Source organism: Brenneria populi (genome assembly GCF_036016195.1).
In the GTDB taxonomy this organism is placed as follows: domain Bacteria; phylum Pseudomonadota; class Gammaproteobacteria; order Enterobacterales; family Enterobacteriaceae; genus Brenneria; species Brenneria populi.
Genome location: NZ_JAYWTM010000001.1, coordinates 333,859 through 347,756, shown reverse-complemented (window position 1 = coordinate 347,756; position 13,898 = coordinate 333,859). Strand labels below are relative to the sequence as shown.

Genomic DNA, 13,898 nt, shown 5'->3' with positions numbered 1-13,898 from the left:
AGGTTATGAGCCGTCTGGTTGTCGTATCTAACCGTATCGCAATGCCCGATAAGTCGAAGTCCAGCGCCGGCGGACTGGCGGTGGGGATTCTCGGTGCGCTGAAAACCACCGGGGGACTGTGGTTCGGCTGGAGCGGAGAGATCGGTGAAATATCCGGCGAGGATAAGGACGATCTACATTTGCTGGAGGAGGACGGCATCACTTACGCCTCGGTTCCGCTCAATCAAAACGATTACGATCTCTATTATTGCCAGTTTTCCAATGCCGTCATCTGGCCCGCATTGCATTATCGTATCGATCTGGTGCAATTCCAGCGCGAAGCCTGGGAGGGCTATCGCCGGGTCAATGAACTGCTGGCGAAGCGATTGCAGCCGCTGATTAAGCCGGAGGATACGCTATGGATTCATGACTATCATTTACTGCCGTTTGCCGCTGCGCTGCGCAAGTTAGGCGTGCATAACCGTATCGGCTTCTTTCTGCATATCCCCTTCCCCACACCGGAAATCTTTACCGCCCTGCCCACCCATGAAGAGCTGCTGAAAATGCTGTGCGCATACGATCTGCTCGGATTCCAGACGGAAAACGACCGGATGGCGTTTCTCGACAACCTCGGGCAGTTGACGGCGCTGCAGCCGATCGGCGCGAAGACCCACCGCGCTTTCGGCCATACCTTTATGACGGAGGTTTACCCGATAGGCATCGCGCCGGAGAGCATTCAGGAGATGGCGCAAGGCGCGCTACCGCCCAAAATGGCTGCCATGAAGCGCGAGCTGGGGGATGCGCGCAATATTATTTCCTGCGAACGGCTGGATTACACCAAAGGGCTGCCGGAACGCTTCCTGGCCTATGAAGCCTTGCTAGAGCACTACCCGCAGCACCGCGGCAAGGTTCGCTATTCGCAAATCGCCCCGACCTCGCGCGGGGATGTGCAGGCCTATCAGGATCTCCGCCACCAGTTGGAGATGGAAGTGGGAAGAATCAACGGCAAATACGGTACCTTGAACAGCACGCCGCTCTACTACCTCAATCAGCATTTCGACCGCCGGCTGCTGATGAAAATATTCCGGCTGGCGGACGTCGGACTGGTTACGCCGCTGCGCGACGGTATGAACCTGGTGGCGAAAGAGTACGTGGCGGCGCAGGATCCCGACGCCCCCGGCGTGCTGGTGCTGTCGCGCTTCGCCGGCGCGGCCAATGAGCTGACCGCCGCGCTCATCGTCAACCCCTACGATCGGGACGAGGTGGCGGCGGCGCTGCATCAGGCGCTAACCATGCCGCGGGCCGAGCGGCGCGCCCGCTACGACGACATGATGGCGGTACTGCGCAAAAACGACATCGCCAACTGGTGTGAAAGTTACCTGAAAGATCTGCGGGCGATCCCGCCGCAGCGCGCCGAAACGGTTTCAGACGGCGCCATAGACAATCCCTACTGAGGCTGACAGCGTATGTTCGATTCCAAACCACAGACCGGCGAAGCGCGCGAGGCGGACGGCGACAGAAAATATGATCCATACGAACTTGAACCCGTTGAATTAACGCTGGATAGCCAGCTCGAAGCGGAGCCGGAACCGGAAATGATCGAAGGGTTGCCCCCTTCCGACGCGCTAACGCCCGCCGATCGCTATCTGGAGCTGTTCGCGCGCGTCCAGTCGGCGCGTATTTTCGACGACGGTAAAACCTTTCCCGACTGCGCGCCGAAAATCGATCCGCTGGATATTCTTATGCGCTACCGCCGGATGAAAAACCGCCCCGGTTTCGACCTGAAACAGTTCGTCGACGCCCATTTCTGGCCGCCGGAGCGCGCGGAGAGCGATTACATCTCCGATCCGCGGAGTTCGCTCAAGGAGCATATCGATAATCTGTGGAGCGTGCTGACGCGCGAACCCCAGGACCACATTCCGTGGTCGTCGCTGCTGCCGCTGCCGCAGGCCTATATTGTGCCGGGCGGACGCTTCCGCGAGACCTACTATTGGGACTCCTACTTCACCATGTTGGGGCTGGCGGAGAGTGGACGTGACGATCTGCTGCGCTGCATGGCGGATAATTTCGCCTGGCTGATTGAGACCTACGGCCATATTCCCAACGGCAACCGCACCTATTACCTCAGCCGCTCGCAGCCGCCGGTGTTCGCGCTGATGGTGGAGCTGTTTGAAGAGGACGGCGTGCGCGGCGCCCGCCGCTATCTGGCGCATCTGGTGCAGGAGTATGCTTTCTGGATGGACGGCGCCGACTCGCTGGCGCTAAACCAGGCTTACCGCCACGTGGTGCGGATGCCGGACGGTTCGCTGCTGAACCGCTATTGGGATGACCGGGACACCCCGCGCGACGAATCCTGGCTGGAAGATGTGGAAACCGCGAAACTCTCCGGCCGCCCGGCCAACGAGGTGTACCGCGATCTGCGGGCGGGCGCCGCCTCGGGCTGGGACTACTCCTCGCGCTGGCTGCGCGATGCGCATCGTCTCGCCAGCATCCGCACCACGCAGTTTATCCCGGTGGATCTCAACGGGTTCCTGTATAAGCTGGAGAGCGTTATCGCCAATATCTCCGCGTTGCAAGGCGATAGGGAGACGGAAGCGCTATTTCGCCGCAGGGCGGAGGCGCGGCGGGCGGCCGTCACCCGCTATCTGTGGGATGAGCAAGAGGGCTGTTTTCGCGACTACGACTGGCATCGTCAGCGAATGGCGCTCTTTTCCGCCGCCGGCGCCGTACCGCTCTATGTGGGGCTCGCCACCCACCGACAGGCCGAGGGGATGGCGCAAGCGGTGCGCGCGCGCCTGCTCACGCCGGGGGGAGTGATGACCACCGAGAATGAAAGCGGCGAACAGTGGGACAACCCCAACGGCTGGGCGCCGCTGCAGTGGATAGCCATCCAGGGTTTTAAAACCTACGGCCACGATGCGCTTGCCGATGAAATCGCCCGTAACTGGCTGAAAACGGTGAATGTTTTCTACCAGCGGCACCATAAGCTGATTGAAAAATACCATATCGCCGGCGGTACGCCGCGCGCCGGCGGCGGCGGCGAATACCCGCTTCAGGACGGTTTCGGCTGGACCAACGGCGTGGTGCGCCGGCTCATCGGCCTCTACGGGGAGAAGTTCGAATGATGTCGCGCCAAACCGCGAACGTCCCTATTCCCCCTGCGCGCCTTGATTAAAACGCCGAGATGATCCATCATTGCCGCAAGGTGATGGCGTTCCACCTTTCCCAACCGCCCCAATCCAAGGGGCTGATGACGCCTGATACGACCCTTTGTGACCGGGGGCGTGTCGGGCTGGTCAAAACTTCTCTTCCGGCTCGGCATAGCTCCCTGTACCCATAGACGCACGGAATAATCCCGGCATCCGGCCGGTTTTGACGTAAAAATCGTAATGAGGGAGATATGGTAAAATCGCTTTTCGCCGTTATTATCGGCGGTTCCGCAGGGTGCGTAATCCGCTGGCTACTGTCCGTCCGCTTAAACAGCCTGTTCCCCAACCTGCCGCCGGGAACCTTGCTGGTCAACCTGCTGGGCGGTTTTATCATCGGCGCCGCGCTGGCCTATTTTCTGCGCCAGCCGCAGCTCGATCCCGCCTGGAAGCTGCTTATCACCACCGGGCTGTGCGGCGGTATGACCACCTTCTCCACCTTCTCCGCCGAAATATTTTCCCTGCTGCAGTCCGGCAACTATGTGTGGGCCGTGACCTCGGTTCTGGCGCATGTGCTGGGCTCGCTGCTGATGACCGCCGTCGGATTTTTTCTCGTCACGCTGCTTTAGCGCCGGCGCTGGCGCCGCAGCGCGCCGATCTGGCGCAGCGCGCCGCATAGGGTGATGGTGCGAAAAATATCGCGCATCATTAAAACATCGGCGCGCAGGCCCCGCAGCCAGCCCATTTTCGTCGCTTTATATGGGCTGATGACCTGGGGCCACCTAACCACCTTAAGCCGAACCTGATTGTCGATCCAGATGGCGTTGAGCCACACCTCAAGCCCGAAATGCGGCAGCTCCCGCAGCGCCTGCAGCCGCGTATCGACCAGCGCGCGGGCGAAAACGCGCTCGCCGGAAATATAGTCCAGTCCGATCGCGCGCCACACCAGCGGGCTATTGCGCCGCAGGCTGAGGGCTGCGTCGGCCTGATGAAATTTAACCGGCGATATCAGCGCGGCGACGTCATCGGCCGTCAGTCCTATCAGGTCGGCGTCGAGCAGCAGCAAATGGCTGCCGGAAGCGGCCGCGATACCTTCCGCCACGGCCCAGCTTTTGCCCCGGTTGCGCGCCAGGCGAATAACTGTTACACCGTCACGCTGCGCGACGTCGGCGGTATCGTCGCTGGATCGATCGTCGACAACGATAATTTCGTCCAGCAGCGGATGGCCGCTAACCGCATCCAGCACGGCGCCGATGCGCCGGGCTTCATTATAGGCGGGAATAATGCAGCTGAAGGTGGGCGTTATTTGCCCCATTTCAGCCATACCGCCCCCCCGATAAGCAACAGCAACAGCAGCGCCAAAGAAGTCCAGGCGATCCAGCCGTCCACCAGCGCGGCGAAGTGGCCGAACGCATAGCCGACGGCGACAAAGAACAGGCTTTTCGGAATGGTGGCCAGCGTGTTGTAAAACAGAAACGGCCTCAGGCGCATGCGCGCCATACCTGCCGCCAGCAGCACGGCGGCGCCGGCGGAATGGGTCAGTTTGCCGAAGGCCAGAATTTTTCCGCCGCGGTCTTCGAAATGATTAACCATGCTCTGCAGCCGGGCATGGCTGAGGCCGAAGCGGGCTAGCCAGCGCGGCGGTTCGCCGTTCGCTTTGACGACCCAGCGCCCCAGGGAGTAGAAACCGATATCCCCGACCAGATCGGCCAAAATAACGACGATACACACCGCGCTCAGGCTAAAATAGTTAAGCCGCGCCAGATAAGCGGCGATCACGGTAACGATAGGCCCTTCCACCACCGCCAGCGGGGTAAGCAGCAGCAGGCCATGTTGTTCTATCAATCGTTCGATAGTTTGCAGCTCAAACATCAGATCGTCGTCTCTTTACTCATTACGCTGTTGATCCTCGCTCAGCGATGGTTCAGCGCTGACCACATTGCCTCTCCAGACGATGCGGCGCCCAAACCAACACCATACCCATAACGCGGGCAAAAGCATATCGCGAATCAACATCGCCAGCACATCGCGCGCGCGGTGCGGCCAGCCCAGCGCGCGCGCCATGCCCCACTCCGCGCCGTACCACGCCGCGAACAGAACGGCGGGCCAAACCCAGGATATTACGTCCTCCGCCGCCAGCCAGGCGGCGGCGCCTAGCGCCGGCAGAGAGCCCAGTACGATTTCCGGAATAAACAACCCCAAAAAGCCGAAGCGGCGGATGCGCGCCCAGCGCAGCTGCCGGCCCCAGACCGCGGCAAAGCTGCGACGGCCGATCGGCTGCGGATAAGGCCGGGGCGGCAGGCGCAGCTTCAGCCCCGCGCGGCGCACCAGTTTGGTCGACGCCACGTCCTCCGCCAGTTCACCCCCCAGCGCGGCCAGGCCGCCGCCGTTTTCCAGCACGTCGCGCCGCCAGAACAACGTCTTACCCTGGGCGAAGCCCCTGCCGGCGATATCGGCCAGAAACTGCCAGCGCGCCTGGTGCGTATTCAGCATCGCCGCCTCAACCGCCCCCCACAGATTTTCAGGCCGGATGCCGCAAGCGGGCGAGCTAACGAGCCCGGTCCGCTCGTCGGCGGAGGAGATAAGGGAGCGTAGATAATCGGCGGGCAGCAGCAGATTGCTGTCCGACATCGCCACCCAATCGGCGCGGCTGGACTGCCAGGCCTTGTACAGATTGTTAATCTTGGGATTGCCGGTCACTTTGTCATCGCCGATCAGCAGGCGCGCCGAGCGTTCGGGATACTCCGCGATCAGCCGTTCCACCAGCGGAATCACCGGATCTTGCCGGGAGGCGACGCAAAAGAGGATTTCGTACTGCGGGTAGTCTTGCAGAAAACAGGAACGCAGCGTCTCTTCTTCAAACCGATCCAGCCCGCAAAGAGGACGGGCCAGGGTGATAAACGGGCAGGCGCGGGCGGATGCGCGCGCCGGGCGCCGCAATCGCCACAGGGCCAGACAGAGGGAAGCGAACTGAATGGCCGTCAGAATGGAACAAATTGCGACAATAGTAGGCGTTATCAATGTCATGCAGCTCCGTCCCTGCTCAGGGTCGTAGTGAAAGGCCGGCAGCCGGGGGTAATGCCGATCGTTTAAGCATCAAGATACCCGGGGCGACCACCGGGGTGAGGCGTCCCTACGGGAACCTCCCCCGGTGTTTCCCCTAAAAACCGGCTTAAATGAACGGCATTAGGCAGCCGGGGGCGCCTATCAGGCATATTGGCCGATTTTCGTATCTCTTTAATCTTAGTCGCTATATGGCCTTTATACCCGTCGTCTTACAAATCTACGCTTCTATTGACGGCGGCTCACCGCTATCCGCCGCCGATCTATCCCGGCGGTTTTATTAACAGAATCATAAAAGCGGCCATTTTGCGAGTTTGCTGACAACGTCCGGCGTGCGGTGATAGGTTTGTTAACAGCCTGATTCTACTTTCCCAATATGACGATTCCCGTACAGGCTTTTCGCGCCCGTCGCCGGGCGCAAATTAATGCGTTAGCGTCTCACGCCATCGGCGCCGGGCTTTCTTCCAGCGGCGGAGCCGGCGGCAACGGCAGAATAAGGGTAAAACAGGCGCCGCCTTCCGGGCGGTTCGCCGCCGTAATCTCCCCATGATGCATGGCAACGATCGCGCGGCAGATGGCCAGCCCCATGCCGACGCCGGGAACGGCCGACTCTTCGCGCCCGCGGGTGAATTTCTCGAAAATTTGTTGCTCCCGGCCGGGGGGCAGACCCGGCCCGTCGTCCCACACGTCAATCCTGACGTGATGCGGCAGCGTTTCGGCCCGGATGCCGATCGTCCCCTCTTTCCCGGCGTATTTCAGCGCATTCTCCAGCAGGTTGACGAAAACGCGCTCCAGCAGTGGTCCGTCGGCCTGGAGCAGCACCATCCCCGGCGGTAAATCCAATTGGACTTCATCGGCCGGCAAGATGTTCTCCAGCGCCTTCAGGCTGCTGCCGATCACCTCTTCCAGCGCCACCCAATCCGTTTTCGGCCGAAAGCCGACCGCCTCGATGCGCGCCATATCCAGCATATTATTCACCAGCCGGATGGTGCTCAGCGTTTGCAAGCGGATATCGCTCGCCTGATGCGCATGTTTTGACCCCTCCGCCGACAGATCGAGCGTCAGGATCTCCGTCATGCCGAACAGCGCCGTCAGCGGAGTGCGCAGATCGTGAGACAGCGCGGCCAGCAGCGAATTTCTCAGCTCTTCGCGCTCCGCCGCCAGCCGCGACTGCTGTTCGCGCCGGGTGAGTTCTAGACGCTCCAGCGCGCCGGCGATCAGCATGATGAAGGTGTCCAGCAGGCGATTTTGCTCCGGTATCATCAGATGACGCAGGTTGCTGGGTTCGATAATCAGCAAACCCAGCGTCCGTTCGGAAGAGGAGATCGGCAGGATCTTGTAAGGCACGCCGGGCAGCGTATCGGTACCGGCGCCGGCGACCTGCCCTTTATCAAAACTCCACTTGATAATCGCCGCATCGGGAACCTTGTGCAGCCGGCGCTCCGGCGGCGGCGCCAGTACGCCCTGCCTGTCGGGAAGCCAGACTTCACAGCGGGCGAGCAGCGCCGCGCCGACCACCCGCTGGCAAATCTGCGCGATCTCCCCTTTTTTGCGCGCCCGGCTTAATCCGTCCGCCATCTCGTAAAGATAGCGGACGCGCTGCTCCCGGTGCCTGGCGACCCTGGCCTGGTAACGGACGCCGGCCGTCAGATTGCCGGTAATCACGCCGACGGCCAGCATCACGGAAAACGTCACCAGGTACTGGGCGTCGATAACCGCGAAAGTGCCTTCAGGCGCGACGAAAAACAGATCGAACGCCACGATGTTAAGCAGCGCCGCCGCCACGGACGGAAGACGCCCGAAGCCAATCGCAATCAGCACCACCCCCAGCAGGTAAATCATCACCAGATTGATGGGGGAAAAACCGGGCAATAGCCATTTGCTTAATAGAGTAATCAGCGCGCATAGCGCCGTCGCCGCCAGGCAGCCGCGCAGCTGCTGGCCCCATTTATCCGCCGCGGCGCGGGTATCGGCGACGCGGCCGGCGCCGATATCGGGGATATCGTCCAGCGCGATAACGATCAAATCCAAGTCCGGTCCGAGACGGCTCAGGCGGCGGGCGAAGCGGTTCGACAAGCGCCACCGGCGCCGCGGCGGCCGGCCCACAATGATCTTGCCCAGATTATGCTCGCGCGCGTAACGCAGCGCGGCTTTGACCTCATCGGCGTCCGACAGGGTGGCGGTGACCGCCCCCATCTTCTGCGCCAGTTGCAGAGTGCGCAGAATGTGGCGGCGCCGCGTTTCGCTCTGACGATGCAGCGTCGGGGTTTCCACGGTCACGGCGTGCCACTCGCTGCCCAGCTTGGCCGCCAGCCTTGCGGCGATGCGCACCAGCTTTTCGCTGCCGGTGCCGGCGCCGATGCACAGCAGAATCGCATCGCGGGTATGCCACACCTTCTCTTCGCGCCCGCGGGCATCGCGCCAGGCGCGCATCTGATCGTCGACGCGATCCGCCGTTCGCCTTAGGGCCAACTCGCGCAGGGCGAACAGGTTGCCCTTGCGGAAAAAGTTTTCGATCGCCCGCTCAGCGCGATCGCCGACGTAAACTTTGCCCTCTTTCAGCCGCCGGCGCAGATCGTCCGGCGGCAAATCGACCAGCACCACCTCGGCGGCGGCATCAAAAAACGGATCCGGCACGGTTTCCCGCACCCAGACGCCGGTAATGCCGCTCACCACGTCATTGAGGCTTTCCAGGTGCTGGACATTCACCGTCGTCAGTACGTCAATACCCGCATCCAGCAGCTCGTCGATATCCTGCCAACGTTTGGGATGCCGCGATCCGCGCGCGTTGGAGTGCGCCAGTTCATCCATTAAAATCACGGCGGGACGCCGCGCCAGCGCCGCATCCAGATCGAACTCCTGATGGCGGTAGCGTCCGGACGAGCGCCGGGGCAGAATCTCCAGCCCCTCCAGCAGCGCCGCGGTTTCCTGACGGCCGTGCGTCTCCACCACGCCGACGAGCACGTCCAGTCCCTGCGCCCGCAGCCGGCGCGCCTCCTGAAGCATGGCCCAGGTTTTGCCTACCCCGGCGCAGGCGCCGAAATAAATTTTCAGTTTGCCCCGGCCGTCGGTATCGGTCCGGGCCAGCAACGCATCCGGGTCCGGGCGCTGGGGTTCTTCCGTCATCATGACTCCTTAAGGTTGGCGCGACGCGTCCAACGCCATGTTCAGCGTCAGCACATTCACCACCGGCTCGCCGATAAAGTACAGCGGCGGACGTATCGTATTCGCCGCCACCAGGCGACGAACCGCATCTGCGGACAGACCGCGCGCCAGCGCCACGCGCGGCACCTGCCATTCGGCGGCGACCGGAGAAATGTGCGGGTCCAGGCCGCTGGCGGAAGCGGTGACCAGTTCGCTCGGCACCGCCCCGCCGGCCTGCGGATTCGCCTTGCGCAGATCGACTATACGCTGTTTTATCGCATCGTCCTGCGCCGGATTGCTGACGGCCAGATTGCTGCCCGAAGACGCCAGCGGATTATAGGGCGTTTCCGCCGTGGCGGAAGGGCGCCCCTGGAAATATCCCGGCCGGGTGAAATACTGGCCGATCAGCGCGGAGCCGCGCACCTGGCCATCATGCTCGACCAAGGAGCCATTCGCCGCGGCGGGGAACCACCACTGGGCAAGCCCGGTGGTCAATAAAGGATAGGCCGCGCCGACAATCAGCGTCAGTAGGATAAAAAGCGAAACAGCGGGACGTAACAGATTCATGGACGGCCTCCTTAGACCAGGCCGGACGCGGCCAGAATGATATCGATCAGCTTGATGCCGATAAACGGAACCACTAGCCCGCCGACGCCATATAGCCAAATGTTACGGCGTAACAACGAAGCCGCCGACATCGGACGGTAGCCGACGCCTTTCAGCGCCAGCGGAATCAGCAGCACGATAATCAGCGCGTTGAAAATCACCGCCGACAGAATGGCAGAGGCGGGAGAGTGCAAACCCATGATGTTCAGCATATTGAGCTGCGGATACGTCGCCGCGAACGCCGCCGGGATAATGGCGAAATATTTGGCCACATCGTTGGCGATACTGAACGTGGTCAGCGAGCCGCGGGTCATCAGCATCTGTTTGCCGATATGCACCACCTCCAGCAGTTTGGTGGGATTGGAGTCCAAATCCACCATGTTGCCGGCCTCTTTGGCCGCCTGGGTCCCCGAATTCATCGCCACCGCCACGTCAGCCTGAGCCAGCGCCGGGGCGTCGTTAGTCCCATCGCCGGTCATGGCCACCATGCGCCCTTCCGCCTGATATTGCCGGATCAGCGCCAGCTTGGCTTCCGGCGTGGCTTCCGACAGAAAATCGTCCACGCCGGCCTCGGCGGCGATGGCCGCCGCCGTCAGCGGGTTATCGCCGGTGACCATCACCGTTTTGATACCCATTTTGCGCAGTTCGGCGAAACGCTCCTTAATGCCCCCCTTTACGATATCTTTCAGCGCCACCACGCCCATCACCGCGTTATCCTCGGCGACGACCAGCGGCGTGCCGCCTTTGCGCGCGACGGACGCCACCAGTTCCTCCACCTCCGCGGGGAAGCGTCCGCCGTTGCTCTCCACGTGGCGGCGAATCGCGTCGGCGGCCCCCTTGCGCAGCATTTTCCGGCCGATGTTCACGCCGCTCATCCGCGTTTGGGCGGAGAAAGGAATAAAGGTCGCGTCCAGGCTCTGCAAATCGCGCTCGCGCAGATTGAACTTCTGCTTCGCCAGTACGACGATGCTGCGTCCTTCCGGCGTTTCATCCGCCAGCGATGCGAGCTGCGCGGCGTTCGCCAGCGCATCCTCCTTAACGCCTTTGGCGGGCAGGAACTGGCTGGCCTGACGGTTACCCAGCGTAATGGTGCCGGTCTTATCCATCAGCAAGACATCCACGTCGCCGGCGGCCTCCACCGCGCGCCCGCTGGTGGCGATCACGTTGGCGCCCAGCATTCGGCTCATGCCGGCGATGCCGATGGCGGACAGCAGCGCGCCGATGGTCGTCGGGATCAGGCACACCAGCAGCGCCACCAGCACCGTCACGCCGACCGGCTTGCCGCCCCAGGCGGAGAAGGGATAGAGCGTCGCGGTAGCCAGCAGAAACACGATGGTCAGCGATATCAGCAGAATGGTCAGCGCCACTTCATTGGGCGTTTTGCGCCGCTGGGCGCCCTCCACCATGGCGATCATCCTATCCAGAAAGGTTTCCCCCGGATTGACGCCGCAGCGTACAACCAGCCAGTCGGATAAAATGCGCGTTCCCCCGGTTACCGAGGCGAAATCGCCCCCGGCCTCGCGGATAACGGGCGCCGACTCGCCGGTGATGGCGCTCTCGTCGACCGAGGCGCCGCCGGCCAGCACTTCCCCGTCGCAAGGAATAATATCGCCGGCCTCGACCAGCACCACATCCCCCTTGCGCAGGCTCTCCGCCGCGACTTTGCTCTGCGGCGCGTCCGGAGCGGCCGCGGCCAGCTTTTTCGCCCAACTGGTGCGTTTGATGCCTTTGAGGCTCTCCGCCTGCGCCTTGCTGCGTCCTTCCGCCAGCGCCTCCGCGAAGTTGGCGAACAGTACGGTAAACCACAGCCACAGGCTGATGGCGGCGGTAAAGCCGAACTGACCGCGGGAATCGCCCGCCGCCATGTCGAACGCCAGCAAAGTGGTCAATATGCTGCCCAGATACACCACGAACATCACCGGATTACGATATTGCACCCGGGGATCGAGCTTCCTGAAGGACGCGACGAACGCGCCCCGCCACGCGGCGCCTTGGCGCCGTAAGGGAGTTTGATGTTCCATATAAGAATTCTCCGGCGATTAACGCGCCAGTAACTGCAAATGTTCGATAACGGGCCCGAGGGCCAGCGACGGAATAAAGGTCAGCGCCCCCACCAGCAATACCGTCCCGATGATAAGAGAGACGAACAGCGCGCCCTGCGTCGGCAGCGTTCCCGCGCCGGCGGGCTGGATTTTCCTCGCGGCCAGCGAACCGGCGATCGCCATCAGCGGGATAAAGGGCGCGAAACGCCCCAGCAGCATGGCCGCGCCCAGCAACAGGTTATAGAAAGGCGTGTTGGCGGACAGGCCGGCGAAAGCGCTGCCGTTATTGTTGGCCGCCGAGGAGAGCGCATACAGCACCTCGCTGAAGCCGTGCGCCCCTGGATTGAGCATGCCGGCCCGGCCCGCGTCGGTCATCATCGCCAGCGCCGTCCCGAGCAGCACCAGTGAAGGCGTAATCAGGATATAAATCGCCGCCATTTTCATCTCCGGCACGCCGATTTTCTTCCCCAGATACTCGGGCGTCCGGCCGATCATCAGCCCGGCGATAAACACCGCCAGCAGCACATTCATCAGCATGCCGTACAGCCCGGAGCCCACCCCGCCGAACACCACTTCGCCGAGCTGGATCAGCCACAGCGGGATCATCCCGCCCAGCGCGGTAAACGAGTCGTGCATCGCGTTGACCGCGCCGCACGACGCCGCCGTGGTGATGACCGCGAACAGCGCCGAATTCAGGATGCCGAAGCGGCTCTCCTTCCCTTCCCAGTTCATGGCGCTATCCGCGCCGAACGCCGTCAGATGCGGATTTCCGCCAACCTCCGCCGCCATCGCCAGCGCGGCGGCGACCGCAAACATCAGCGCCATCGCCCATAGAATGGTTCTTCCCTGGGCGCGATCGCGCACCGTCTCGCCAAAGGTGAAACAGAGCGCGGCCGGAATGAGAAATATCGCCAGCATCTGGACGAAATTCGTCAGCGAGGTCGGGTTTTCAAACGGATGGGCCGAGTTGGCGTTAAACAGGCCGCCGCCGTTGGTGCCCAGCATTTTTATCGCCTCCTGGGAAGCGACCGGCCCCATAGGCAGCGTCTGCCGGGCGCCTTCCAGCGTGGTCAGCGTCAGATAAGGGCTGAAATTCTGTATCGTCCCCTGGCTGACCAGAAATAGCGCCATAACAAGCGACAGCGGCAATAGCAGAAATAACGTAACGCGCGTCAGATCGCGCCAGGCGTTGCCGAGGCGATCCGTGCTATGCCCGACAAAACCGCGCAGCAAGGCGAACAGCAGCGCGATGCCGGTGGCCGCCGACAAAAAGTTCTGTACGGCGAGGCCGGCCATCTGGCTGAAGTAGCTCATGGTGGATTCGCCGGCGTAAGACTGCCAGTTGGTGTTGCTGACGAAACTGATCGCCGTATTCAGCGCCAGATGCCAGGAGAGCCCCGGCAGCCTCTGCGGATTAAGCGGCAGAACCCCCTGCGCGATCAGCACGAAAAACAGAAAGATCAGGCCAAGCAGGTTAAACAGCAAAATAGCGCCCAGATATTGGCGCCAGTTCATCTCCGTTGCCGATACGCCGCACAGGCGCCACAGGCCGCGCTCCAGCGCGGCCGTTCCCGGCAAGGGGCGATCGAGCGCCATGCCGGTCATAAAGCGCCCCAGCGGCTGCGCCAGCAAAAGCAGCGCCGCCAGGAAGCTGGCCAGCAATAAAAATCCTTCTGCCGCCATCAGAATGCCTCCGCTCTGAACAGGGCATAAAACAGATAGCCCAGTAATAAAAACACCAGCGCAATGCCGGCGATTAATTCGATGCTCAAGATTCCTCTCCCCGCATTCCTGTGAAAACGGGTCCAGTCTAGGTAAATGGAAATAAAAATTTCGTTAATATCGGCGGGCGGCGTATAAAAAAAATATAAAAATGCGGCGGGGAATGGATCTTAACGACAGGGGAAAATGGAAAAGC

General features: G+C 61.9%; 10 protein-coding genes, 1 pseudogene and 1 riboswitch. Of the genes and pseudogenes, 3 read left to right on the top strand and 8 right to left on the bottom strand.

The genetic code is table 11. The features are described 5' to 3' along the window. Positions 1 to 5 precede the first annotated feature (5 nt). The 3 genes from otsA to crcB all read left to right on the top strand — a co-directional run bounded on the left by otsA (position 6) and on the right by crcB (position 3,754). Positions 6 to 1,433 (top strand): alpha,alpha-trehalose-phosphate synthase, encoded by a 1,428-nt coding sequence (gene otsA, locus VSX58_RS01605; protein WP_327616509.1) that lies wholly within the window; start codon positions 6 to 8, stop codon positions 1,431 to 1,433. Between the two features lie 12 nt (positions 1,434 to 1,445). Continuing rightward, positions 1,446 to 3,104: an alpha,alpha-trehalase TreF gene (gene treF / locus VSX58_RS01600; RefSeq protein ID WP_327616508.1), complete on the top strand. Its 1,659-nt coding sequence runs from the start codon at positions 1,446 to 1,448 to the stop codon at positions 3,102 to 3,104. A gap of 70 nt (positions 3,105 to 3,174) precedes the next feature. Continuing rightward, positions 3,175 to 3,246: riboswitch (Fluoride riboswitch) on the top strand. Positions 3,247 to 3,379: 133 nt separating this feature from the next. Next, entirely contained in the window at positions 3,380 to 3,754 is a 375-nt protein-coding gene (gene crcB / locus VSX58_RS01595) for a fluoride efflux transporter CrcB (RefSeq protein ID WP_327614508.1), read from the top strand. Here crcB and VSX58_RS01590 read toward each other — a convergent pair. From VSX58_RS01590 to kdpF, 8 genes and pseudogenes are all read right to left on the bottom strand, one after another. Then, positions 3,751 to 4,449 carry a glycosyltransferase family 2 protein gene (locus VSX58_RS01590; protein ID WP_327616507.1) on the bottom strand — a complete coding sequence of 233 codons (699 nt, stop codon included), beginning with the start codon at positions 4,447 to 4,449 and terminating at the stop codon, positions 3,751 to 3,753. The genes crcB and VSX58_RS01590 overlap by 4 nt on opposite strands. Beyond that, positions 4,428 to 4,997, bottom strand: a complete 570-nt coding sequence (locus VSX58_RS01585) for a DedA family protein (RefSeq protein ID WP_327614510.1) — start codon at positions 4,995 to 4,997, stop codon at positions 4,428 to 4,430. The genes VSX58_RS01590 and VSX58_RS01585 overlap by 22 nt, the downstream gene beginning before the upstream one ends. Positions 4,998 to 5,012: 15 nt before the next feature. Beyond that, on the bottom strand, positions 5,013 to 6,152 hold the full coding sequence (locus VSX58_RS01580; protein WP_327616506.1) for a glycosyltransferase: 1,140 nt from the start codon (positions 6,150 to 6,152) through the stop codon (positions 5,013 to 5,015). Between the two features lie 474 nt (positions 6,153 to 6,626). Further along, complete coding sequence (gene kdpD, locus VSX58_RS01575; RefSeq protein WP_327617038.1) at positions 6,627 to 9,314, bottom strand: two-component system sensor histidine kinase KdpD; 2,688 nt, start codon at positions 9,312 to 9,314, stop codon at positions 6,627 to 6,629. 9 nt (positions 9,315 to 9,323) lie between these two features. Then, positions 9,324 to 9,899, bottom strand: coding sequence for a potassium-transporting ATPase subunit KdpC (gene kdpC, locus VSX58_RS01570; protein ID WP_327616505.1), 576 nt, complete (start codon positions 9,897 to 9,899; stop codon positions 9,324 to 9,326). Between the two features lie 11 nt (positions 9,900 to 9,910). Beyond that, positions 9,911 to 11,890: pseudogene (gene kdpB / locus VSX58_RS01565) on the bottom strand (potassium-transporting ATPase subunit KdpB); the annotation flags it as partial. A gap of 87 nt (positions 11,891 to 11,977) precedes the next feature. Next, positions 11,978 to 13,663: a potassium-transporting ATPase subunit KdpA gene (gene kdpA, locus VSX58_RS01560; RefSeq protein WP_327616503.1), complete on the bottom strand. Its 1,686-nt coding sequence runs from the start codon at positions 13,661 to 13,663 to the stop codon at positions 11,978 to 11,980. Next, entirely contained in the window at positions 13,663 to 13,752 is a 90-nt protein-coding gene (gene kdpF / locus VSX58_RS01555) for a K(+)-transporting ATPase subunit F (RefSeq protein WP_327614515.1), read from the bottom strand. The genes kdpA and kdpF overlap by 1 nt, the downstream gene beginning before the upstream one ends. Between the last annotated feature and the right edge of the window lie 146 nt (positions 13,753 to 13,898).

Excerpts from the sequence above, each read along its gene's own strand:
- treF (WP_327616508.1), top strand. The coding sequence starts at position 1,446 with ATGTTCGATTCCAAACCACAGACCGGCGAAGCGCGCGAGGCGGACGGC.
- crcB (WP_327614508.1), top strand. The coding sequence starts at position 3,380 with ATGGTAAAATCGCTTTTCGCCGTTATTATCGGCGGTTCCGCAGGGTGC.
- VSX58_RS01580 (WP_327616506.1), bottom strand. The coding sequence starts at position 6,152 with ATGACATTGATAACGCCTACTATTGTCGCAATTTGTTCCATTCTGACG.
- kdpD (WP_327617038.1), bottom strand. The coding sequence starts at position 9,314 with ATGACGGAAGAACCCCAGCGCCCGGACCCGGATGCGTTGCTGGCCCGG.
- kdpC (WP_327616505.1), bottom strand. The coding sequence starts at position 9,899 with ATGAATCTGTTACGTCCCGCTGTTTCGCTTTTTATCCTACTGACGCTG.
- kdpA (WP_327616503.1), bottom strand. The coding sequence starts at position 13,663 with ATGGCGGCAGAAGGATTTTTATTGCTGGCCAGCTTCCTGGCGGCGCTG.
- VSX58_RS01590 (WP_327616507.1), bottom strand. The coding sequence starts at position 4,449 with ATGGCTGAAATGGGGCAAATAACGCCCACCTTCAGCTGCATTATTCCC.
- otsA (WP_327616509.1), top strand. The coding sequence starts at position 6 with ATGAGCCGTCTGGTTGTCGTATCTAACCGTATCGCAATGCCCGATAAG.
- VSX58_RS01585 (WP_327614510.1), bottom strand. The coding sequence starts at position 4,997 with ATGTTTGAGCTGCAAACTATCGAACGATTGATAGAACAACATGGCCTG.